Below are 22511 nucleotides of genomic sequence, written 5' to 3' on the forward strand. Positions count from 1 at the left end.
AGTGTGCGCATGTGAGTCTTTATGTAGTCGTGGGATTCGGGCCCGCCGGTGCGGCCACCGCCCGGCTGCTGGCCGGGCAGGGCCATGCGGTACGGGTCGTCACCAGGTCGGGGCGGAGCCCGGAACCGGGCATCGAGCACATCGCGCTGGACGCCACGGACGGCGAGCGGCTGGCCGGGGCGGCGCGGGGCGCGAGCGCGATCTTCAGCTGTGCCGCGCCGCCGTACCACCGCTGGGCGAGCGACTGGCCGCCGCTGGCCTCGTCGCTCTGCGCGGCGGCCGAGGCCACCGGGGCCGTCCTGGTCATGCTGGGCAACCTCTACGGCTACGGCCCGGTGGCCGGTCCCTTGACCGAGCAGCTGCCGCTCTCCGCGACCGGCCCCAAGGGGAAGGCGCGCGCCGCCGTCTGGGAGCAGGCCCGGAGCCTGCACGAGCAGGGCCGCATCAAGGCGGTCGAGGTGCGGGCCTCGGACTTCTTCGGCCCCGGCGTGACCGACGGCGGGCACCTGGCCGCGCGGGTCGTGCCGGGACTGCTGCGCGGCAAGCCGGTCTCCGTCCTCGGCGACCCGGAGGCCCCGCACAGCTGGACCTATCTGCCCGACGTAGCCCGGGCCATGGTCGAGGTCGCGGGCGAGGAACGGGCCTGGGGAAGGGCCTGGCACGCCCCGACGGAACCCCCGCTCTCCACCCGCGAGATGATCACCCGCCTGGGCGCCCAGGCGGGTTCGGGCCCGGTCACGGTCCGCCGGCTCTCACCGGCGATCCTGAGCGTCGCGTCCCTCTTCTCCCCGCTCCTCCGCGAACTGAGGGAGATCCGCTACCAGTTCGACCGCCCGTTCGTGACCGACTCCGGCGCCTACGAGGCCGCGTTCACGGTACGCGCCACGCCCGTCGAGGAGCAGGTGAAGGCGACGGTGGAGTGGTGGCGGGAGCGCCTGGCCACCACGGGCTGACCCGGGCGGGGCCGGGCCTCCTTCGCCGCGGCGGATCCCCTTCGCGGCGGCGGGTCTCCCTCGCCGCGGCGCCGGCCGGCCGGGGTGCCGGGAGGCTCACCGGGCCAGGGCCGCGGAGAACTCCCTGCCCGCGGCAGCCGCAAGCTGCTCGGCCAGGGGGTGCGCGCCCCGTTCGGGCAGCGCGAGGGACACCTGGACCGCGGGGGCGTTCCGCACCGGCACGTACACCACCGACGGATGGCTGTTGCGCCGGGCGGCCAGCTCCGGCACCGTGCCGATGCCCCGGCCGGCGGCGACGGCCTCCAGCCACTCGTCGTGGTTGCTGCACACGGCGCCGACCTCGGGACGGTGCCGGGGCGGCCAGAGGTCCGGGGACGTCGTTCCGCTCACCGTGTTGCGGACCAGCGGCCAGTCGGCGAGTTCCGCCCAGTCCACGTGGTCGCGGCGGGCGAGCGGCGAGTTGCGCGCGACGGCCGCCACCCGGGTCTCCTCCCACAGCGGGAGCGCGGCGACGGGCAGGTCGCGGGGGATGCGGCGCAGCAGGGCGACGTTGGTGTGCCCGCTGTGCAGGCCGGCCGTGGCCGTGTCGTCGCGCACGAATTCGAAGTCGACCCCGGCTTCCTTCGCGAACCGCGTGACGAACCGGGAGAACTGCTCGGGCAGCAGCCAGCAGAAGCCGATCCGCAGGACCGAGGACGAGTGCAGCCGACTGATCGCGCGGTCCAGCTGGACGTACGCCTCCCGGAGGTCGGCGTGGAACGTCCTGCCCTCCGGGGTGAGGCTGAGGTGGCGCGTGGAGCGGTTCAGGAGCCGGGCGTTGAGCGCGGTCTCCAGGCGCTGGACGGCGCGGGAGACGGTGGGCTGGGTCACGTGGAGGCGCTGGGCGGCGCCGGTGAAGCTGCCCGCCTCGACGACCGCTATGAAGCACCGGAACTGGGACAGGTCGACATCTGTGTTCCCGACAGCCGGACGCACCTGTTCACGCATCGTCAAAGCCCCCTCATACGCTCCTGGGATACCGGATCGACCAGGACGCAACACAAAAGGGGAGCCTGCGTGACGGCGCCGGGAAAACCGGTCGCTCATCCGGTTCTCTCGCTGAATAACCGTGCGGCACCCGCGTGCACCATTGCACGCCCGCCGCTCCCCCGTTCTTACGGTCAGTACGCACCGAAAACCTAGCACCCGGGCCATGCCGACGAGACGCCGGTTGATCACGCAACCAGCCCCTCACCGGCCCACATCGGCCCCGGCCGCCCCAGCCACTTGAGCTCCCCTTTACCAACTCTGTACTTTTAACACCCCTCTTACGCCCGCGTGAGCCGCAACAGCTCCATAAACACCGCAATCCGTCAAGTTTTCCCAAAGGGCGGGGCGTTTATGACGCTGATCACAGACGAAGGCTTTGAGCCGGGAGGCTTGATCCCACCCCTTCTGTACAGGCAATCCTCCCTCGGGAGAGGTCCGGGCGGAGCGAGGGCCCGCGAGGAGCAGGCGTGCGGCGCATGCGTCCATACGTGTGCCGAATAAATGATGCGCAGTAGTAATTTCACTTGGCGATCAAGCCCGCCTAGGGTTCGATACATGCTCAGCGCAAGGGCTTTCCCGGCCGGTTGGAAACCCTTTCCTGTGGTTCCCCCATGCGCTGCTTCCCCTGTTCCCCTCATGTATTCACCCAGGAGGGAAAACCCATGTCTCCCGCCATCCAGAACACGCTGGACATCGAAGCCGAACTGCAGGTGAAATACCACGTCGCCATCACCAGGGACGTGTTTTCCCCGGACAACCCGCTGCTCCTCGAAACCGTTGACCGCAGCGCCTCGTCCGCAAAGCAGCTCGTGATACTCGACGCGGCGCTGTCCGCGTTTCTCCTGGACCGCGTCAAGGCGTACTTCGCCGCCCACGACGTGGCCGTCGAGGTGATCGAGGTCGACTCCGGAGAGGTCAACAAGAACCTCGACACGTGCCTCGCCATCGTCGATGCGCTCGAGCGGTCGGGCGCGCGCCGGCAGAGCAACCCGCCGATCGCGATCGGCGGGAACGTCCTGATCGACGTCGCGGGCTTCTCCGCCAGCATCTACCGCCGGGGCATTCCCTGGGTACGGGTGCCCACCACCCTCCTGGGGATGATCGACGGCAGCGTCTCCGCCAAGACGGCCGTGAACCACCAGGGCAACCGCAACCGCCTGGGCACCTTCCACCCCGCGATGCGGACCGTCGTCGACACCGGCCTCCTCGCCTCGCTGCCCCGGCGGCACCTGGTCAACGGGTGCGGCGAGATCCTCAAGATGGCCATGATCAAGGACAGCCGCCTGTTCTCCCTGCTGGAGGAGCACGGCCCCGACCTGGTCGCCTCGCACTTCCGCACGGAGCCCGCGGAGGAGGTCGTCACGCGGGCCATCGACGGCATGCAGTCCGAGCTGCGCCAGAACCTCTGGGAGAAGGACCTGCGCCGCATCGTCGACTACGGCCACACCTTCAGCCCCCCGATCGAGATGGCGGTCGTCCCCGAGCTGCTGCACGGCGAGGCGGTGGCGATCGACTGCCTGTTCACCGCGCTGCTCTCGTACGTCCGGGGCTGGCTCGGCGGCACCGACGTCCAGCGGGTGGCCCGCACCATGCACCGCGTCGGACTCCCCCTCGACCACCCGCTGTTCTACGACATCGACATGCTCGAGCGCGCCATGGAGGAGGCGCGGCTGCACCGCGACGGCAGCCTCAACCTGCCGGTCGTCCAGGAGATCGGCTCCTGCACCTTCACCCAGGAGGTGACCCGGGACGAGCTGCACCAGGTCACCGCCCTGCTCAAGGCCGTGGCGCAGTCCGCCGGCGAGGACCTGCCCGCCCTCGCCCTGCAGCACTGAGCACCGCACCCCCTACGCACCACCACACCAGGAGGAGACCCGTGCCGGGTCCAGGATTTGAATTCCTCGGCGACGAGGAGCGACGCAACATCGACCAGGTACTCGAGAACTGGAGCCTCACCCGGTACCTGTTCGACGATCCGGAGAAGCACTCCTTCGTCCGCCGGCTGGAGCGCGACCTGGAGGCCCTCTTCCGCAGCGGCCCCTCGATCGCGGTCAACAGCGGGACCTCGGCCCTCGCCACGGTCCTCGCGGGGCTGGGCATCGGCCCCGGCGACGAGGTCATCGTCCCCGGCTACACCTACGTCGCCTCCATCGGCTCGATCGGCCACTTCGGCGCGACGCCCGTCCTCGCGGAGGTCGACGAGTCCCTGACCCTCGACCCCGAGGACGTCGAGCGCAGGATCACGCCCAGGACGCGTGCCGTCATGGCCGTGCACATGCTGGGCGCGCCGTGCGACATGGCACGGCTGCAGGAGATCGCCGACCGTCACGGCATCCTGCTCATCGAGGACGCCGCACAGGCCTGCGGCGGAAGCTACCGGGGCTCCCGGCTGGGGACGATCGGCGACGCGGGGGCCTATTCGTTCAACCCCTTCAAGGTGATCACCTGTGGCGAGGGCGGCATGGCCGTCTTCCGCGACCGCACGGCCTACGCCCGCGGATTCGCCTACCAGGACCAGGGCTGGCCGCCCCTGCGCGACAACAACGGGGCCGGCACGGGCGAGGCCACGTTCGGCCTGAACCTGCGCATGCCCGAGCTGAGTGCGGCCGTGGCCTGTGCCCAGCTGCAGCGGGTCGACACCGTGCTCGCCGGGACCCGCGGCATCAGGAACCGGCTGGTCGAGCTCATCGAGCCGCAGGAGGGCATGCGGCAGCGCGTCCTCAACGACGCCGAGGGCGACTGCGCCAACGTCGTCGTCCACACCTTCGACAGCGCGGACCGCGCCCGCGAGGTGGCGGCCGGGCTCTCCACCAAGCCGCTCGTCGACTCCGGCCGCCACTACTACGGCAACATGCCCCAGCTGAGCGGGAACACATCGATCCGCTACGCGCAGGGCGACCTCCCCCGCACCGACGACCTGCTGTCCCGTTCGGTCGCCATCTCCGTCGGCGTCTCGGACGCGCACCTCGGTTCCGGGTTCGGCGTCGGCGTGCGCAGCACCGAGGAGGACGTCGCCCGGGCCGCCGAGGCGTTCAACTCCGCCGTCCGGTCCGCGGTGCTCGCGTGACCGCCCGCGCCCCCCTTCCCCTCACGCCACATGGATCGGAGCATTCGGTGAAGAACAGCCTGGACGGTTTCTCCATGGCGGTTCCGGACGTGGACGCCGCGGCGCACCTGTTCCGGACCGTCTTCGGCGCCGAGGTGCTGCCGGCCGCGCCCGGAGAGCAGACGGCGGACGGCCCCGGAGCGGTTTCCGTGGACGACCACGGTGTGCCCGCCCGCAGCGTCCTGCTGCAGCTGGACCCGCAGACCCGGCTCCGCCTCTTCTCGTACGAGGCGACCGCCGGGGCGGCGTTCGACGCCTCGGTCGTGGACATCGGCACCGCGCACTTCTGCTTCCGCACCGGGAACATCGAGCAGGCCGCGCAGTTCCTCGCGCAGTGCCCGGGGATCAGGATCCTCGGCGAGGTCATGGAGATCCCCGAGGGGGCGCTGCGCCACCACAAGTGGGTGTACTTCCGCTTCCCCTGGGGTGCGTACGGCGAGCTGCAGGAGTGGCCCGAGTCCCCCTCGGCGGAGGCCTCGGAGCTGTTCCACGGCCAGGTGCCGCAGGAGGCGTCCCCGGTCCCCACCCTGATGGGGATCGACCACGTGGGCTACAGCGTCCGGGACCTGGAGGCCGCGGTCGAGCTGCTGACGAGCTGCTTCGGCGGCCGGCGCGTCCTGGGGTCCGTCATCTCCTCCGACCGGGATCTGATGGGCCGCCAGTTCGAGACCCCCGTCGCGGCGCTGTCGAAGATGGCCATGGTGCGCATCGGAGAGCACACCAACATCGAGCTGTTCGAGCACGTGGTGGACGAGGGCCGGCGGACGGGCGACCGGCTCGCCGTCGGAGCGTCCCGCATGACCTTCGGCTCGGACGACCCGGCCGGCTCGGTCGCGGAGCTGACCCGCCGCTTCGGCTTCTCCGTGACCGGAGCGGCCGGGGCCGGGTCCCCGGAGACCGGGACCGCCGGGGCCGGGACCCTGCTCACCGCGGGCTCGGGCCTGGACGTCGAGTTCACCGCCTGACGGACACGGATACGGGTGCCGCGCCCGGCCCGGCCGGGCGCGGCACCGTCTGCACCACCAGAAGCAAGAATTCATGGGGGAAACATGAAAAACGAACGGACACTCGCCGACTCGCGGCTCCCGTCCCTGACCGGCCTGAGGTTCGTGGCGGCCCTGCTGGTCTTCTTCTTCCACCTGAGCGTGGAAAAGCTGTACGACGACAGCGCGAACCCGGTGTTGTCGAAGATCTTCAATCCGGCGGGCGGCGTCGGCGTCTCGTTCTTCTTCATCCTCAGCGGATTCGTCCTCGCCTGGTCGGCGAAACCGAACCGGCCCGCCCGTGAATTCCTGCGCCGCCGCCTCGCGAAGATCTACCCGAACCACCTGCTGCTCTGGGTGCTCACCCTGCCCCTCCTGCTGCTGTTCGGGGAGCAGGTCGCCGCGGGATCCGCCACGGCGAACCTCGCGCTGGTGCAGACGTGGATCCCGCGCCTCGACTTCTTCTTCAGCGTGAACCGGCCGAGCTGGTCGCTGTGCTGCGAGCTGTTCTTCTACCTCATGTTCCCGTTGCTGGCGCGGTTCGTCGGACGGCTCGGCCGGACCGGCACCTGGACGGTCGTCGCGGCGACCGTCGCGGGCGTCTGGCTGCTGCCCGTGGTCGCCGGCCTCCTGCACGGCGGGCCCGGCATGCCGCTCGACGTGTCGCACCCCGAGCTGGACAGCGGTGTGTCCGTGCGCCAGTACTGGCTGGTCTACGCCTTCCCGGTGTCGCGCTGCCTGGAGTTCCTCCTGGGCATCGCCGTGGCGAAGCTGGTCAAGGACGGCGCCTGGCCCCGGATTCCCGTGGCGGTGGCCACGGGCCTGCTGGCGATCGGCTACGCCGCCGCAGTCCAGGCCCCCGTCCTTTACGGTCTCTCCGCCATCACCGTGATCCCTCTGACGCTCTTCATCCCGGCCGTCACGATGGCCGACCTGGAGGGCCGCAAGTCCCCCCTGAGGAGCCGGTCCATGGTGTGGCTGGGCGAGGTGTCCTTCGCCTTCTACCTCGTGCACCAGACCGTCCTGCGGATCGGGCACGACCTGCTCGGCCACGACAGGTCCTGGAACGCCTGGACGGCGTCCGCGCTCGCCGCGGCCTTCGCGGCGGTCACCCTGCTGATCGCCTGGGCGGTCTACCGGTGGTGGGAGATGCCCGCCATGCGCCTGCTGACGACGCGGCGTTCCTCCCGGAAGAGCGTTCCCGTGGCCGCGGGCGGCCCGCTCGTACGGCCCGGGACGGAGCACGCGGCGCGGCGCCCCGCCGAGGCCGCCGCGGACAAGAGCTGAAGCCGGCCGCGCGCCTCGTCCTCACCCGACCAGCACACCTAAGGAACATCGACATGCTGACCCTGGACCGCGTCATCGAGCCGGAACACGCTGCTCCCACCCTGGTCCACGCCCGCCCCGCCACGTGCCTGCAGTCCTACCAGTCCGCGCTGGAGCAGGTGGGGATCGGCTCCGGATGGCACGTACTCGACGCGGGTTGCGGCAGTGGCGACTTCCTGCCCTGGCTCGCCGAGCTGGTCGGCCCCGAAGGGCGCGTGTCGGCGGTGGACCGGATCGCGCGGAACACGGCGATCGCCGAGGAGCGCATGCGTCAGTACGATCCCGGGCGCGCCGTGGACGTGCGCCACGCGAACGTCCTCGACCTCCCCCACGCCGACGGCTCCTTCGACGCCGTGTGGTGCGCCGACGTCCTGCAGCACCTGGACGACGGCATGCTCGAACGGGCCCTGAGGGAGTTGCGCCGGGTCGTGCGGCCGGGTGGGCTGGTGGCCGTTCAGGTGCCGGACGTCACGGCGCTCGCGGTGCGGCCCGGCGATCCGTTCCTCCTCACCGACTTCTTCCGCGCGGCGGCCCCGTCCTGCCCGTACGCCCGGCAGTTGCTGCGCAGCCGTGAACTCCACCGGTGGCTGCGCGAGGCCGGCCTGGCCTCGGTGCGCCAGCACACGACGGTGATCGAGCACATCGCTCCGCTGGAGCCCGAGACCCTGCGGTTCTGGACCCGCATCTGCGCCCTGATCGCCCGGCAGGCACGCGGCTTGGGCAGCGGCTGGGACCACCGGATGGTGCCGTTCGCCGATGCCGGTGCGGAGGACCATCCGCTCCGCTCCCGGCACGGGTACGTCAGCGAGGGCACCACCGTCGCCGTCGGCACGGTGCCGGCCCCTCCCGTGAGTTAGGGTTACCTAACTAAGGGATGATGATATGTTCTATGAGGAGGTGAGCGGAGTGCGCGCAGTACCGCGTTCAGCACTGATCGAAGGCACCATCGACCGGCTGAAGTCCGAGATCGTCAGCGGCCGGTGGCCGATGGGCAGCAAGATCCCCATCGAGGACGAGCTCGTGGAAGAACTCGAGGTCAGCCGCAGCACGCTGCGCCAGGCGGTACAGGCCCTGGTGTACGTGGGCCTGCTGGAGACGGCGCAGGGCCGCGGGACGTTCGTGCGCGGCACCCACGAGGTCGACGCCGTCCTGACCCGCTACCTGGCCGACGTCGAGCTCCGCTACGTCCTCGAGACCCGGCGCGGCCTGGAGGTGGAGGCGGCCGGACTCGCCGCCGAACGCCGCAGCCGGGCCGACCTGGACCGTCTCGCGGCGGTGTACGAGCGTCAGACGGCCGCCCACCGGGACGGCAGGGCCGGCGAGTTCAACCGGGCGGCGGTGGAGTTCCACACGGCCGTCGTCGAGGCCGCGGGCAACCCCGTGCTGACCCGTCTGTACGGCAGCATGCTCGGCTCCGTCCGGGACTCGGTCCGGGTCGGCGGCGTGCGCCGGCCCGAGGAGCACTACGGGGACCCGGGACACGCCCGCATCCTGGAGGCGATCGACGGCGGCGACCCGCAGGCCGCCCGCGAGGCGGCTGCCGAGCACGTGGCCGCCTTCCTGACCACGCTCGCGCCGGCCGGCGAGGACGCGCAGTGACGGCCCCGGGCGGCGGGTCGCCTTCTGCCCGAGGCGAGCAGGAGCCGCTGTTCTCCCGCACCGCCGTGGTGGCGTCCTGCTTAGGCATGGTCATCATCGGCGCGCTGATCGCCCTGTACGGCCCGGTGGTCCCCGCGCTGCGCGACCGGTTCGGCCTGTCGGAGCCGACGGCCGGGATGGCGCTGGCCGCCCAGTCCCTCGGCGCGGTGGTGGGCGTCCTCGGCTTCAACGCCGTCCATCACCGCATCGGCAACCGGGCCCTGCTCACCTCGTCCTACCTGACCATGCTGGCGGGCACCGTCACCTTCGGCCTCTCCGGGACCTGGCCCCTGATGCTGGCGGCCGCGGTCGTCACGGGACTCGGCCTCGGCGGCGTCGACTTCGCCATCAGCCGGCTGTTCCTCATCGGGCTCGGCTCCCGCGGACCGGCCCTGCTCAACGTGGCGCACGGCTGCTTCGGCCTCGGCACGGTCCTGGCGCCGGCCGTCATCGCCGTCACCGGCCCCGAACGCTACGGCGCCACGTTCATCGCGATCGGCTTCCTGACCCTGATCCCCCTGGCGTGCGTCCGCGGGATCCGTGCCCGCCCGACGCCCTCCGAACTCGCCGGGGCTTCCCCCGCCCCCGCCCGCCGCTCCGGCGGACGCGGCACGGCCGTCGTGCTCGCCGGGTTCGTCGCCGTCTACATGCTGCACTTCGCGGTGCAGAGCGGCATCGGCAACTGGGAGCCCACCCACCTGCACGCGCTCGGTCAGAGCATGACCGGTGCGACCGTCGCGACGTCGGCGTACTGGCTGGCCATGACCGTCGGCCGCTTCCTGGTCGCCCCGCTGGCCCGCCGCTGGTCGCCCGCCGCGATCGTGACCGGCGCCTGCGCCCTGATGACCGTCAGCGTCCTGCTGGTACCGGTGCCGGGCCTCGCCCCCTGGGCGTACGCGGCCGCCGGGCTGTGCATCGGCCCCATCTTCCCCAACGGCCTGAACTGGCTGAACCGCTCCGCCCCCGCCGCGGGCAACGCCATGGCCTACGTCATCGCCGCGGCCATGCTCGGCTCCGTCGCCTTCCCGCCCACGCTGGGCGCGGTCATCGAGGAGTACGACGTCGGCGCCCTGCCCCTCGTGCTGTCCGTCCTCTGCCTGGTCACGCTGGCCATCAGCGCGGCCCTCGCGAGGCGGCTGCGCGGCACCGGGACGGAGACGGTGGCGGCCCGGGCGGCGCTCCCCCGGGAGACGGCACCCGGCGAACTCACCCAATCGACCGTACGAACGACAGGCACACGAGAGAAAGGCGCGTCATGACCCAGCAGTGGGTGGCGGGATTCCGCAGCGCGGTGATCAGCCCGTACGAGGAGATCCGGCTCACCGAGCCCCGCGGCTTCGACGACCAGACGGTCCGTCAGGTCCTGTACATGGCGGGCGGCGGCGAGCAGATACGCGTGCGGCTCTCCAACCGCTACGGCCGCGCCCCGCTGACCGTCGCCGAGGCCCGGGTGGCCGAGCGCAAGACGGCCGACGAGATCGTCGCCGAGACCGACACCTGCGTACGGTTCGACGGCTCGGCGCAGGTGACGGTCCCGGCGGGCGGCGAGGTGGTCAGCGACCCGGTCGGCCTGTCCGTCCGGGCGGGCGCCGATCTCGTGCTCAGCCTCTACCTGCCGGCGCAGACCGGCCCGGCCACCTACTCGCACATGCCCGTCGAGACGGCCTACGTCACCGGCGGGAACCGGGCCGGGGCCACGGCCCTCCCCGGAGCCGAACAGGTGCAGGCCAGGTTCTACGTGACCGGGATCGACGTCCTCGCGCCCGAGGGCACGGCGGTCGCCGTCGCGTTCGGCGACTCCTGGTTCGAGGGCGTCGGCACCACCCTCGGCGCCAACCGGCGCTCCGTCGACGCGCTCAACCGGCGCCTGGAGCGCGGCTGGACCGTCAACCAGGGCATCGCCGGAAACCGGCTGCTGACCGACGAGATCGGCGAGCACGCCCTGGCGCGCTTCGAGCAGGACGTGCTGTCCGTGCCCGGCGCCGCCCACGTTCTGGTGAACTTCGGCATCAACGACCTGGGCCTGCCCGGAATGGTCGGCCTGCCCCCCGCCACGGCCGGCGAGCTGACGGCCGGGTTCACCGAGCTGGCCCGCCGCGCGCACGACGCCGGGCTGACGATCCACGCGGCGACCATCGGCCCGTTCGCCGGCGCCATCTACCCGGGCCACAACACCCCCGAGGGCCTGGCCGCCCGGCGCGAGGTCAACGAGTGGCTCCGCACCGGCGACACCTTCGACTCGGTCTTCGACGTCGCCCGCGCCGTGGAGGACCCCGCCCGGCCGGACCACATCCGCCCCGAGTTCGACAGCGGGGACGGCATGCACCTCAACGACGCCGGAGCCCTGGCCATGGCCGCCGCCGTCGACCTCGGCGCACTCGCCCTCTGACGCCACCGGCGTCCCTCGAACCCACCCTGCACGGCGCACGTCTCGTGCACCCCCGGCCGTGCGGGGTGCCCCCGCTCCACCGCCCGCCCCTCGAAGGGCCGCTCGCCGCACCACCGCAAGCGGGCGGCGGTGGAATTCCGGGAGCGCGGCCCCGCCCACCTGCGATCATGTGCCGGTGATACCGAGCACCACCGCACCCGCACCCCCGCCCACCGCCTCGATACCGGCCTTCGCCGGTGACTTCGAGGCCCATCTGACCGTCCGCCCCTCCACGACCGCCGGGGCCGACCAGGCCCTCCAGCGGTACGCGGCGGACCACGGGATGAAGTTCACCGACATCCTGCTGGACCGCGGCCGCACCCCCAGCCAGCCGATGCTCACCCTGCGCCGCTCCGGCGCGCTGCCGGACGTGCGGGCGGCGGTGGAGGACGCGGCCCGGGGACTGGACGGCGCCGGGTTCACGGTCGTCCGGACGAAGATCGAGGCGGCCCCGTGGGCCGACGGGGTACCGGAGACCGACACGGAGGCGGCGGCCCTCGGGTCGCGCTACTACTTCGAGCACCACCTGAAACTGCTGCTCGCCCCCGGTACGGACCTCGTCGTGCCGGCCCGCCTCGCCGCCGCCCACTGCGCGCACCTGTCGCGCAACGCACGCCGGGTGCGCACCGACGGCCGCGCCGAGCGGTTCGTCACGCAGCGCTGCCGCGCGGTCGGGCGCCGGACGGCCGGGGCCCGGCTGGACGCGCTGGTGGCGGCCGTGCGGGCCGGCGGGTACACCGTCGTCTCCGAGGAGCGGGAGTTCGTCGTCCACGACAGCGACGAGTCGCTCGACGCCGGCTGGATCGACGAGGGCCACGATGACGCAGAGGGGACGGGCGCATGACGACGACACCGTGGGAGCAGTTCCAGTACGGGCCGTGGGACGCCGAGGCGGTCGTCCCGCAGCTGCCGCCGGACGAGGAGACCCGGGTGAAGCGGGATCTTCCCCGCACGCTCCTCCCGGTGCCGGGTGAAGGGGTGTTCCAGCACCCGGTGTACGACCCGGCGGCCAACCACCACGCGCTGGGCATGCGGCTGAGCGAGCCCGAGTTCACCGACCCGGCGACGGGCGGCACCTGGTACGCCGCCCGGCGCCGCGCCCTCGGCCTCACCCTCGCGGCGGTCGCGGGCTCCCCGTGGGCGGAGCACCTGGTGCTGCGCGGGAGCGTGCTGCTCAAGGCGTGGTTCGGGGACGCCGCCCGGGAGCCGGGCGACCTGGACTTCGTCGTCGTGCCCGACACCTGGCAGCTCGGCGACGCCCGCACCGACACGATGCTGGAGGAGATCGCCCGGGCCGCCGAGGAGCGCTCGCGGGAGACCGGGAGCCCGGTGCGGATCGACGCGACGGGCGCGGTGAGCGACGAGATCTGGACCTACGACCGGGTGCCGGGCCGGCGCCTGGTCCTGCCGTGGACGGCCGTCGCGGACGGTGTGCCCTCCGGCACGGTCCAGCTCGACTTCGTCTTCAACGAGACCCTGCCCGCCCCACCCGTACGGACCGAGGTGCTCCCCGGGGTGCCGATGCCGGCGGCGAGCCCGGAGCTCTCGCTCGTGTGGAAGCTCCTGTGGCTGGTGACGGACATGCACCCCGAGGCCAAGGACCTCTACGACGCCGTGCTGCTCGCGGAGCACGTCCGGGTCCCGTACCCGCTCCTGGAGCGGGTGCTGGCCGAGGCGGACGAGCCCGCGAGCCTCAGCTACATCCTCTACCACGCGACCGAGGCCGACTGGGACGAGTTCGCCAAGGACCACGCGGCCCTCGCCGAGGACGGGGAGGGTTGGCTGACGCGCCTGATCGTCGCCCTCGCCCCGGGGTTCCACCCGGAGGAGGACGGCACCTACGCACAACTGGCCGCGGCCTTCGAGTACACCACGGGCCTCCTCCGGGGCGAGCGCGAGGCGGGCGGCATGGCGGCCGTCGAGGAGTGGCTCGCCGCGCGCGCACTGCACTGCATCGAGGCGCTCGTCGCGGTCCGTGAACTCCTCGGCAGTGAGGAGCACACCCTTGAAGAGGCAGCGGAGGTGCTGGCGTCCTTCCGCGAGACGCGCCACGACGGCCCGCGTCACCCCTACCGCAACGGCTGGCGCGGCGACGCCTTCCGCACCGCCGCCCGCCTGAGGGCCGCCTGCGGCGCCTGACGAGCGCCGTGCGACCGGGACGGGGGGCGGCAACGTCACCATGACCGGCGTCGGCGACCCCGACCCCGGCTAGACGCGGGGGCCGGAGCCGGCCGGTGCGGGGGCGAGCGCGATCTCCCGCAGCGCCGCCTCCAGGTCACGGCCCAGCCGTCCCATCCGCTCCCGGCCGTACACGGCGGTGTCGTACTCGACCTGCACGGTCAGCCGTCCGTCGTAGGTGAACGCGGTCAGCTTCGGAGGCATCCCCGCCGCCATCGCGTACGCCTCGTCTCGGACGACGCTCAGGCCCGCGGGCGCCGGGTGGCGCGGTATCCGGCCGACGTTGGAGACGGCGACCGTCGGCTGAGTGCGGAAGGCCGCCGCCTCCGACGCGCTGCGGACCCGCTGCGAGGCGAGCAGGAAGCGTGCGGGATCACGCCGGGCCAGGGCGGCGCGGACGTCGGCGGAGATCTCCCGGGCGAGCGCGACGGGATCCGCGCCGGCGTCCACCGACAGCATCGTGCCGAGCCCGGAGACGCAGTTGAGCACGGTGCTCGCGGGCAGCTCGGGCCGGAGCGAGGAGCGCAGGTCCGCGGCGTTGCCGCAGATCATCGGCAGCGCGCCCGTCACGGGCTCCAGCAGCGCCCGGAGCGTGGCGAGCGCGGCCCCGCACAGCAGGGCGTTGACGGTCAGACCGTATGCGCGGGAGGTGGCGACGAGCCCCTCGGTGGTCCGGGGGTCGAGCTCGAAGCGGTCCAGGGCGAAGCGGCCCAGCGGATCCTCGGCCGTGCCGTCGGCGTCCGGTCGCAGCATCGCGGGTGCCGGTCCGCCGGCGGCCGCCCGGGCGAACACGCCGGGGAGCTCGTCGACCTCCGCGTCGGCCACGACGGAGGCGAGCCGGGTGTCCACCGCGTCCGGCAGCCGGCTCCCGACCGGCACGGGCAGGCCCGTGCCGGAGGCCAGCGCGGTGTAGCGGCGCCACATCTCGTCGAGCAGGGCGAACGCGGACCGGCCGTCGGCGATCCCGTGGTGGATCACCAGCACGACCCGGCTCGACGAGCCGTCGCGCAGCAGGCATCCCCGGAACAGGCCGGCCGCCCAGTCCTGCGGAGAGTTGATCAGCCGGAGGAACGCGTCGTCACCGCCTTCGGTGACGTCGAGCCGGGGCCGGAAGTCTTCCCGGGTCCGGAACGCGAGGGCGCCTTCCTGCCCGGCGCTCCCGCCGTCCCCGCCCTCCGCAGTCACCTGGCAGCGCAGCAGCGGGTGTACGGCCGCGAGTTCGGCCAGGGCGCGCCGCAGCAGGAGGGCGTCCACGTGGCCGCGCACCACCGACCCGATGAACAGGGGCATGCCGGCGACCGGGATGCTCCCGAACCGGTCCGATGCGCTGAAGTAGCCGGTCTCGAAGGGGGAAAGGGCACGCTGCGTGGTCATTTCGGACTCCGTCGCTGAGGTCTCGCCGCCGGACTGCGGCGGCACTCACCACCCTTCCGGCCGGTTCCGGGCGGGAGAATGGGGCCGGGTACCGCTCATGGGTGGACCTGGCCCCCCTGAGGGAAGGGGGCCAGGTCACCTCGGCGCGAGCGACGAGGCGACGCGCTCAGGCCGAGCCTGCCCTCACTCCCGCGTCCGGCGCCGATCTCGATACTGTTCCCAGGTCCAGCGCCTCAGCCAAAAGCTGACCCCCTATCAGCTCAGTAGGGAACCCGCATGAAAATGTTGATCAACGTCCCCGAGTCCGTCGTCCCCGACGCCCTCCGCGGTATGGCCGCCGCGCATCCCGAGCTCAGTGTCGACGTCGAGCGGCGCGTCGTCGTGCGGCGCGACGCGCCCGTGGCCGGGAAGGTGGCGCTCGTGTCCGGGGGCGGGTCCGGGCACGAGCCGTTGCACGGGGGGTTCGTGGGGGCCGGGATGCTGGATGCCGCTTGTCCCGGCGAAATTTTTACGTCGCCCGTTCCCGATCAGATGGTGCGGGCCGCCGCTGCCGTGGACAGCGGCGAGGGCGTGTTGTTCATCGTGAAGAACTACACGGGTGACGTCCTCAACTTCAACATGGCCGCCGAACTGGCCGAGGACGAGGGCATCCAGGTGGCCAGCGTGCTCGTCAACGACGACGTCGCCGTCACCGACAGCCTGTACACCGCCGGGCGGCGCGGCACCGGTGCCACGCTCTTCGTGGAGAAGATCGCCGGTGCGGCCGCCGAGGAGGGGGCGCCGCTGGAGCGGGTGGAGGCGATCGCGCGGCGGGTGAACGAGGCGTCGCGCAGCTTCGGGGTGGCTCTGGCCTCGTGCACCACTCCCGCCAAGGGCAGTCCCACCTTCGACCTGCCCGCCGGAGAGCTGGAGCTCGGCGTGGGCATCCACGGCGAGCCGGGGCGGGAGCGGCGGGCGATGATGACGTCGGGCGAGATCGCGGACTTCGCCGTGGACGCCGTGCTGGCCGACCTGCAGCCGACCGGCCCGGTGCTGGCGCTGGTGAACGGGGCCGGGGGGACGCCGCTGCTGGAGCTGTACGGCTTCACCGCCGAGGTGCACCGCGTGCTGCGTGAGCGCGACGTGCCGGTGGCGCGGACGCTGGTCGGCAACTACGTCACCTCGCTCGACATGGCCGGCGCGTCGGTGACGCTCTGCCAGGTGGACGAGGAGCTGCTGCGGCTGTGGGACGCGCCCGTGCAGACGCCCGGGCTGCGCTGGGGGCGCTGACCCACCGCCCCACCGCCCCACCGCCCCGCCGACCGCTGCCACCGCCGCCGGCTCAGCCGCGCGTCACCGAGCCCAGCCACAGCGTGTCCCGCGCCCTCGTCATCGCGACGAAGAGCTGGCTGCGGTGGAGCTCGCGGCGCTCGCGCACGACGCCCTCGTCGGCGCCGTCACCCGCCCCGGCCGCGGCCGGGGCGTCGTGGTCGGGCAGGTGCACGTGCTTGAACTCCAGTCCCTTGGCGCGGTGGTAGCTGCCCAGCTTCACACCGGGCACCGGGCGGCCGTCGTACTGCTCCAGGGTGATCGCGGGTATGCCGGCCCGGGTCAGGAGCCGCCGGTAGCGGTCCCGCTCCGTTCCGGTGCGGCAGAGCACCGCGGAGTCGGGCCACGCCTCGGGGCCGAGGGCGTGCAGGGCGGCGAGGAGCGCCTCGTCGTGCTCGGCCCGGGTCGCCGCGGTGAACCTGGTGACCCGGCCGTCGCCGTAGGCGAGGTCGACGTCGCGGCGCCCTGCCGTCGGGGTGCCGTCGATGTCGTCGAAGGAGTCGTCGGCGACGACGGCGAGGGCGGCGTCGAGGATCTCCTTGGCGTTGCGGTAGTTCTTGCGCAGCACCTGTCCGCGGCCGCGGACGTCGATGCCCGCGTCGGAGAGGCGGAATCCGCCGGGGTAGACGGCTTGCTGGCCGTCGCCGACGAGCAGCAGGCCGTTGTGCGCGTCGCCGACGAGCGCGTGGAGCAGGCGTACGCCGACGAAGGTGAGGTCCTGGACCTCGTCGACGACGACCGAGGTGTACGGGGTGGCGCCGGGGTGGGCGAGGGCCTCGGCGAGGGCGAGGGCGAGGATGTCGTTGAAGTCGTGCACGCCCTTGCCGGTGCGGTTGCGCTCGTACTCCTCGTACAGCGCCCACACGGCCTCGCGGTGGGGGCGGCGCAGGTTGGTGCGGCGGCGCCAGCGCCGCAGGGGCGGGGCGTACTCCTCGAAGGCCGTGAGTCCCCGGCCCTTGATGACGTAGTCGATCTCCTCCTTCCAGTATCCGGGTGCCGGGTCGAGGGTCTCCAGGACCGTGCCGCGGCCGTGGCTCTGCCAGGCCCTGCCGAAGGCGCCCTCGGCCCTGTCGCGGTCGAGCCTGCTCGCGACGCCGCGTGCCCGGAGGAACTCGCCCGCCCAGGAGTGCAGGCTCCTGAAGTCGACCCGGTCGGCGACGGCCGGGGCCATCGTCCGCAGGAACGTGCGCTGCACGCGGGGCAGGTTGTTGGCGAAGGTCACGTAGAGGATCCGGCCGGGGGTGCGTGCGGCGAGGTACGCGGCGCGGTGCAGGGCGACGACGGTCTTGCCGGTGCCGGCCGGTCCGCTGACGCGCGCGGGGCCGGACCAGTTGCGGCGTACGAGGGCGAGCTGGTCGGGGTGGAGGAATGTCATCCACTGTTCGATCGGGGCGCTGCGGGCGGCTTCCAGGGCCGCGTTCCGTATCCCCTCCGCGTCGAAGAGCGCGTCCCCGAAGGGCGCGTCCTCGAAGGGTGCGTCCCCGGGCCCGGCCGAGGAGGGCCCCGCGGGTGCCGCCGACACCGCCGGTGCCGTCGATGCCACCGATGCCGCCGGCGCTGCGGGCCCGGTGCGGGCCGAGGTGTCCTCGTAGCCGGGGAACACCTTCTCCAGGTGGTCGGCGACGGCCTTCACCTCGGACGGGCGCAGCCGCAGCCGTTCGGCGACGAGCGCCGGTGTCACGTCCCGTTCCCCCAGCAGCCGTACGGTGCCGAGCCGGGCGTTCAGGGACCGGCCGGCGAAGACCATCAGCGGCTGGACGGCCACGGGTGACAGGTTCCGTGCGGAGACGGCGTTCTCCGCCAGCCGGGTCACTTTGAGCAGCTTTTCGACCTCACGGTCGCAGGTGCGCCCGCCGGCCGTCAGGTGCCCGCCGGCCGTCTCGGGGGCGTGCCGCCAGTTCTTGACGTCGATGACGAAGACGCCTCCGGGGCCGACGAGCAGCATGTCGACGTTGGCCGAGCGGGTGCCGGGCCAGCGCCGGTCGAGCAGCAGGCGCCAGCCGCGCCGGGTGAGGACCTGCAGCTTCGCGGCGACCTTGCGTTCGCCCTCGCTGGCGGCTTCCCAGTTGCGGACCTCCCACTGGGCAGCCCTGAGCTGTTCGCGCAGCTCGCGTTCGTACCGCCGGGCCTCCTGCGCCCGCTTCCACGCCGATCCCCCCGCGCCCATGAATGCCCGCCCCTCCCCGACCGCCCCCGGACGTAAAGTGATGATCGTATAACGCACCGGAGTGGTCGCGGGAGGTCCCGGACGGGATGCGGGGCCGCCCTACTTGACGTTGACCGCCGCCCACGCGGCGGCGACCCCCGCGTACTCGCCGCTGCTCGCGCCGTAGAGATCCGCCGCCGCGCGCAGCGTCGCTCCGCGGGCCGCCGCGTAGGTGGTGTTCGAGGTCATGTGGGCGGTGAGCGCGCGGTACCAGATCCGCTCGGCGGCGGACCGGCCGATGCCCTTCACGGGCTTGCCGTCGTAGGTGGGGCTGTCGTAGGCGACGCCGTTGACGACCTTGGGGCCGCTGCCCTCGGCGAGCAGGTAGAAGAAGTGATGGGCGGGGCCGCTGGAGTAGTGGACGTCGATGCCGCCGATGCCCGGGTACCAGTAGTCCTTGGACCGGCCGTCCTTGGAAGGGTGGTCCATGCGGCCGCTCACGGTGTTCCCGGTGATGTCGGTGCGCTCGCCGATGAGGTAGTCGCCCGGATCCGCCGGGTTGTTCGCGAAGAACTCGGCCGCCGCGGCGAAGATGGTGCTGGTCGCCTCGTTGAGGCCGCCGGACTCGCCGCTGTAGGTCAGCCTGGCGGTCGCCTCCGTGACGCCGTGGGTCATCTCGTGCGCGGCGGTCTCGATGGTGATGAGCCGTCTGTTCGGGCCGCCGTCACCGTACGTCATGCAGCCGCTCGTGCCGTCCCAGAAGGCGTTGGCGTAGTGGTTGCCGTAGTGGACGCGGCTGCACGTGCCGCGGCCGTTGCCGTGGACGCCCTTGCGACCGTGGGTGCCGAGGTAGTAGTCCCAGACGACGGAGTGCACGTAGTGGGCGTCGACGCCGTCGGCCTGCGGGCCGTCCTCGCACCAGACGTTGTCGGCGTCGGTGAACAGCATGCCGTTGCCGGTCGTCGCGCCCTTCATGTCGTACGTCCTGTGGTTGCCGCGCCCGGGGTCGTCGAGCTCGTACAGGCCCGTGGCGGTGTTGCGGGTGGTGTCGAGCGCGACCCTTCCGTAGCTGCTGCACCCGGTGCCGGTGGCCGGCTCGCCGGCCGGGCGGGCGCTCGCGGGACCGGCCTGCAGTCCGGTCACGAGGAGGGCTGCTGCGACCGGCAGGGCGAGGGTGAGCGCGCGTGGCTTGCTGCGGGGCATGGCGGCACCTTCTTCGGCTTCTTCTTCTGCTGCGGCGGTGAGGGACTCCGTGGGCGATCCGCGGGGCAGGAAAGAGCGTGCCACCACGCACCGCTTCTTGTCAGGATCCCGACAACGAATGTCAGTTGTCCGCTGCCCGCGGCCGCGGCGTGTGCCGGAGGTAGGCCAGGACGGCGCTGACGCGCCGGTGCAGTTGCGGTATTTCGGCGAGGCCCAGCTTGGCGAAGGTGGAGTTGACGTGCTTCTCGATGGTCGACTCCGACAGCCGCAGGGACTCGGCGATCGCCCGGTTGGTCTTGCCCTCCGCCATGTGCCGCAGGACGTCGAGCTCCCTGCGGGTGAGCCGCGACAGCGGCGCGTCGGCGGCGCGGGCGTGGCTGCCCATCAGCACCTCCACGATGCGCGGGTCGACCACGGAGCGCCCGGCGACCACCTCGCGCAGGGCGCGCAGCAGTTCGTCGACCTCGCCGATGCGTTCCTTGAGGAGGTAGGCGAGGCCGTCGGTGCCGCAGCGGAAGAGGTCGAAGGCGTAGTTCTCGTTGGCGTGCTGGGAGAGCACGACGACGCCGATGCCGGGGTGTCCCGCGCGGATGGCGTGCGCGGCCGTGATGCCCTCGGTGTGGTGGCCGGGCGGCATGCGGATGTCGGCGATGACGACGTCGGGGCGGAAGCGCTCGACGGCGTCGAGGAGTTCGACGGCCGTGCCGACCGCGGCGACGACATCGGCCTGTCCGGTGTCCTCCAGCAGCCGCCGGGTGCCTTCGCGCACCAGGTAGTGGTCCTCGGCGATGACGACGCGCAGGGGGTCAGGCACGGGTCTCCTCCCTCACTCGCTCCACGAGCCGCGCACGGATGGTGGTGCCCGCACCGGTGCCGCTGGTGATCGTGAGCTCGCCGCCCACGGCCTCGATGCGGTCGCGCATGCCGGTGAGCCCGGATCCGCGGGTGGTCTCGGTGGGGAATCCGGCACCGTCGTCGCGGACCTCCACCAGGAGCCTGCCGCCGCTGCGGGCGATGCGGATGGTGACGTGGGTGGCTCCGGCGTGCTTGAGCACGTTGGTGAGCGCCTCCGAGACCAGGTAGAAGGCGGACTCCTCGATGTCGAGGGCGAAGCGCACCCCGCCCAGCGACTCCTCGCTGTGGACGGTGACGGGCAGGGGCATCCGGCGGGCGCAGGAGGTCACGGCGGCCACGAGTCCCTGGTCGGTGAGGATCGGCGGGTGGATGCCGTGGGCGAGTTCGCGCAGCCCGTCGATGACGCGGTAGGCGTCGTCCTGCACCTCGGTCAGGGCCGCGTCGATGTCGCCGCCGCGGTGCAGGCGGTTGCGGGCGAGGGCCAGTTTGGCGACGAGGGCGACGAGTTCCTGCTGGATGCCGTCGTGGAGCCGGCGTTCGATGCGGCGGCGCTCGGTGTCCTGGGCGTGGACGATGCGGGCGCGGGAGGCGTCGAGCTCGGCGGCCTGCCGCTGCACCTCCTCGACGCGGGCGCACAGCTCGGCGGCGAGGCGCACGTTGTGCACGGCCAGGGCGGCGGAGCGGGCCAGGGTCTCGCCGATGTCGTGGTCCTCGGGGGTGCAGCGGCCCTCGGCCTTGGGGCCGTATTCGATGAGGCCCAGGACGTCCTCGCCGTACAGGAGGGGGAACTCCCCGAGGGGCGCGGCGCCGGGGGGCCGTTCTCCGGCCTCGGCGGCGGACACGGGCAGTCCGTCGCCGCCGAGCCGGACGGCGACCCACTGCAGGTTCAGGCCCTCGCGCAGGCCGGTGGCGAGCTGCGGCGCGAGCCGGTCGAGGTCGTAGGCGTGCTCCAGGGTGGTGCCGAACTGGACGAGGAGCTCGAACCGGCTGAGGCGCTTGCCGAAGACGCGGCGCTCGGCGAGGGCGTTGAGGCGGGCGCGCAGCGGCTGGAAGAGGGCCGTGGCGACGACGGCGACGAGCAGGGACAGGCCGACGGGGAAGTACTGGCCCGCGGTGAGCCCGAGGGTCAGGGCCATGCCGAGGTACCAGCTGTTGATGATGAGCCACAGGGACCCGTAGACGGCCGAGCGGCGCAGCACGAGGTCGACGCCGAGGAGGCGGTGGCGGAAGGCCGCGTAGACGATAACGAGGGACACGGCCACGTAGGGCAGCGCGCCGAGGACGGCGCCGACGAAGTAGAGCACGCCCTGCTCGCCCTGCCAGGAGCGGAAGAGCCGGGAGGCGGCCCGGACCAGCAGGAGCGCCGCGCCGGCCGCGGCGAAGGGCAGCAGGGCGGCGACGTCCGGACGGCCGGCGGCGGGCGCGCGCAGGCAGCGGACGACGAGGAGGACGGCGCCGATCCCCGGCATCCAGGCCTCGGGGTAGTAGAAGACGACGTAGTGGACGGCCAGCTGCGACATCCCGGTCAGGGGCAGCAGGAGAGGCAGGGCCAGCATGCCCCACAGGGCGCGCAGGAACCGGCGCTCGTAGGGGAAGAGGACGGCGCCGTCGGGCAGCAGGGCGAGCAGCCGGACGAGGAGGATGCTGACGATCAGGTCGCAGGTCTGGCTGAGGACCTGGAGGCCGTAGTCGGCCGGCAGGAGGAGGGCGTAGGGCCGCGGGCGCAGGTTCCAGCCGAAGGCCCTGATCAGAAGTGTGGTGCTGTAACGAATCGCAATGGTCATCGAAAGCCAGGTACCGATCAGCAAAAGGCGCCTTGCGACCGGACTTGACGGCGCGTGCCACCAAAGGAACAAGCCGGCGAAATAGCACGGGAGAACGGAACCCAGGATCCACGGCAGCGTATACCTGTTCTGCAGCTGGGTCGTCCCGACGAGCGTTGCCCAGAGCATGCACAGTCCGCCGCATACGGCGATGACGCGCA

Annotated in this window: 18 protein-coding genes; 12 read left to right on the forward strand and 6 right to left on the reverse strand. The window is 72.5% G+C overall.

The window, feature by feature from the left end; genetic code table 11:
• Positions 1 to 11: 11 nt before the first annotated feature.
• Complete coding sequence (locus NQU55_RS22070; RefSeq protein WP_168095265.1) at positions 12 to 953, forward strand: NAD-dependent epimerase/dehydratase family protein; 942 nt, start codon at positions 12 to 14, stop codon at positions 951 to 953.
• Positions 954 to 1049: 96 nt separating this feature from the next.
• Here the strand turns inward: NQU55_RS22070 and NQU55_RS22075 are convergent, their stop codons facing one another.
• Positions 1050 to 1940: a LysR family transcriptional regulator gene (locus NQU55_RS22075; RefSeq protein WP_168095266.1), complete on the reverse strand. Its 891-nt coding sequence runs from the start codon at positions 1938 to 1940 to the stop codon at positions 1050 to 1052.
• A 704-nt stretch (positions 1941 to 2644) separates the two neighbouring features.
• On the opposite strand from NQU55_RS22075, the gene NQU55_RS22080 reads away from it, so the two are divergent.
• From NQU55_RS22080 to NQU55_RS22125, 10 genes are all read left to right on the forward strand, one after another.
• Complete coding sequence (locus tag NQU55_RS22080; protein WP_256790989.1) at positions 2645 to 3817, forward strand: sedoheptulose 7-phosphate cyclase; 1173 nt, start codon at positions 2645 to 2647, stop codon at positions 3815 to 3817.
• A gap of 41 nt (positions 3818 to 3858) precedes the next feature.
• The gene (locus NQU55_RS22085) at positions 3859 to 5049 is read left to right on the forward strand and encodes a DegT/DnrJ/EryC1/StrS family aminotransferase (protein ID WP_256790990.1); all 1191 of its coding nucleotides are present in this window, start codon (positions 3859 to 3861) and stop codon (positions 5047 to 5049) included.
• 47 nt (positions 5050 to 5096) lie between these two features.
• Positions 5097 to 6053, forward strand: coding sequence for a VOC family protein (locus tag NQU55_RS22090; RefSeq protein WP_168092778.1), 957 nt, complete (start codon positions 5097 to 5099; stop codon positions 6051 to 6053).
• Positions 6054 to 6137: 84 nt separating this feature from the next.
• On the forward strand, positions 6138 to 7358 hold the full coding sequence (locus NQU55_RS22095) for an acyltransferase family protein (RefSeq protein WP_168092777.1): 1221 nt from the start codon (positions 6138 to 6140) through the stop codon (positions 7356 to 7358).
• A gap of 53 nt (positions 7359 to 7411) precedes the next feature.
• Complete coding sequence (locus tag NQU55_RS22100; protein ID WP_168092776.1) at positions 7412 to 8254, forward strand: methyltransferase domain-containing protein; 843 nt, start codon at positions 7412 to 7414, stop codon at positions 8252 to 8254.
• A gap of 49 nt (positions 8255 to 8303) precedes the next feature.
• On the forward strand, positions 8304 to 8996 hold the full coding sequence (locus NQU55_RS22105; protein ID WP_168092775.1) for a FadR/GntR family transcriptional regulator: 693 nt from the start codon (positions 8304 to 8306) through the stop codon (positions 8994 to 8996).
• Positions 8993 to 10294, forward strand: a complete 1302-nt coding sequence (locus tag NQU55_RS22110; RefSeq protein ID WP_256790991.1) for an MFS transporter — start codon at positions 8993 to 8995, stop codon at positions 10292 to 10294. The genes NQU55_RS22105 and NQU55_RS22110 overlap by 4 nt, the downstream gene beginning before the upstream one ends.
• A complete protein-coding gene (locus tag NQU55_RS22115) occupies positions 10291 to 11424 on the forward strand; it encodes a GDSL-type esterase/lipase family protein (RefSeq protein ID WP_168092774.1) in 1134 nt (377 codons plus the stop codon). The genes NQU55_RS22110 and NQU55_RS22115 overlap by 4 nt, the downstream gene beginning before the upstream one ends.
• Positions 11425 to 11599: 175 nt before the next feature.
• The gene (locus NQU55_RS22120; RefSeq protein ID WP_256790992.1) at positions 11600 to 12307 is read left to right on the forward strand and encodes a hypothetical protein; all 708 of its coding nucleotides are present in this window, start codon (positions 11600 to 11602) and stop codon (positions 12305 to 12307) included.
• On the forward strand, positions 12304 to 13602 hold the full coding sequence (locus tag NQU55_RS22125) for a nucleotidyl transferase AbiEii/AbiGii toxin family protein (protein WP_168092773.1): 1299 nt from the start codon (positions 12304 to 12306) through the stop codon (positions 13600 to 13602). Before NQU55_RS22120 ends, NQU55_RS22125 begins: the two co-directional genes overlap by 4 nt.
• A 69-nt stretch (positions 13603 to 13671) precedes the next feature.
• Here the strand turns inward: NQU55_RS22125 and NQU55_RS22130 are convergent, their stop codons facing one another.
• Complete coding sequence (locus NQU55_RS22130) at positions 13672 to 15015, reverse strand: phthiocerol/phthiodiolone dimycocerosyl transferase family protein (RefSeq protein WP_168092772.1); 1344 nt, start codon at positions 15013 to 15015, stop codon at positions 13672 to 13674.
• A gap of 276 nt (positions 15016 to 15291) precedes the next feature.
• On the opposite strand from NQU55_RS22130, the gene dhaK reads away from it, so the two are divergent.
• Positions 15292 to 16284, forward strand: a complete 993-nt coding sequence (gene dhaK, locus NQU55_RS22135; protein ID WP_168092771.1) for a dihydroxyacetone kinase subunit DhaK — start codon at positions 15292 to 15294, stop codon at positions 16282 to 16284.
• 52 nt (positions 16285 to 16336) lie between these two features.
• Here dhaK and NQU55_RS22140 read toward each other — a convergent pair whose 3' ends face one another.
• The 4 genes from NQU55_RS22140 to NQU55_RS22155 form a co-directional block, all read right to left on the reverse strand.
• Positions 16337 to 18490, reverse strand: a complete 2154-nt coding sequence (locus tag NQU55_RS22140) for a nuclease-related domain-containing DEAD/DEAH box helicase (protein ID WP_168092770.1) — start codon at positions 18488 to 18490, stop codon at positions 16337 to 16339.
• Between the two features lie 99 nt (positions 18491 to 18589).
• The gene (locus NQU55_RS22145) at positions 18590 to 19672 is read right to left on the reverse strand and encodes a M4 family metallopeptidase (RefSeq protein WP_168092769.1); all 1083 of its coding nucleotides are present in this window, start codon (positions 19670 to 19672) and stop codon (positions 18590 to 18592) included.
• A 121-nt stretch (positions 19673 to 19793) separates the two neighbouring features.
• Entirely contained in the window at positions 19794 to 20486 is a 693-nt protein-coding gene (locus NQU55_RS22150; RefSeq protein ID WP_256790994.1) for a response regulator, read from the reverse strand.
• Entirely contained in the window at positions 20479 to 22311 is a 1833-nt protein-coding gene (locus NQU55_RS22155; RefSeq protein WP_168092768.1) for a sensor histidine kinase, read from the reverse strand. The genes NQU55_RS22150 and NQU55_RS22155 overlap by 8 nt, the downstream gene beginning before the upstream one ends.
• Between the last annotated feature and the right edge of the window lie 200 nt (positions 22312 to 22511).

Origin of the sequence: Streptomyces telluris (assembly GCF_024519335.1) — a bacterium.
Classification (GTDB): Bacteria; Actinomycetota; Actinomycetes; order Streptomycetales; family Streptomycetaceae; genus Streptomyces; species Streptomyces telluris.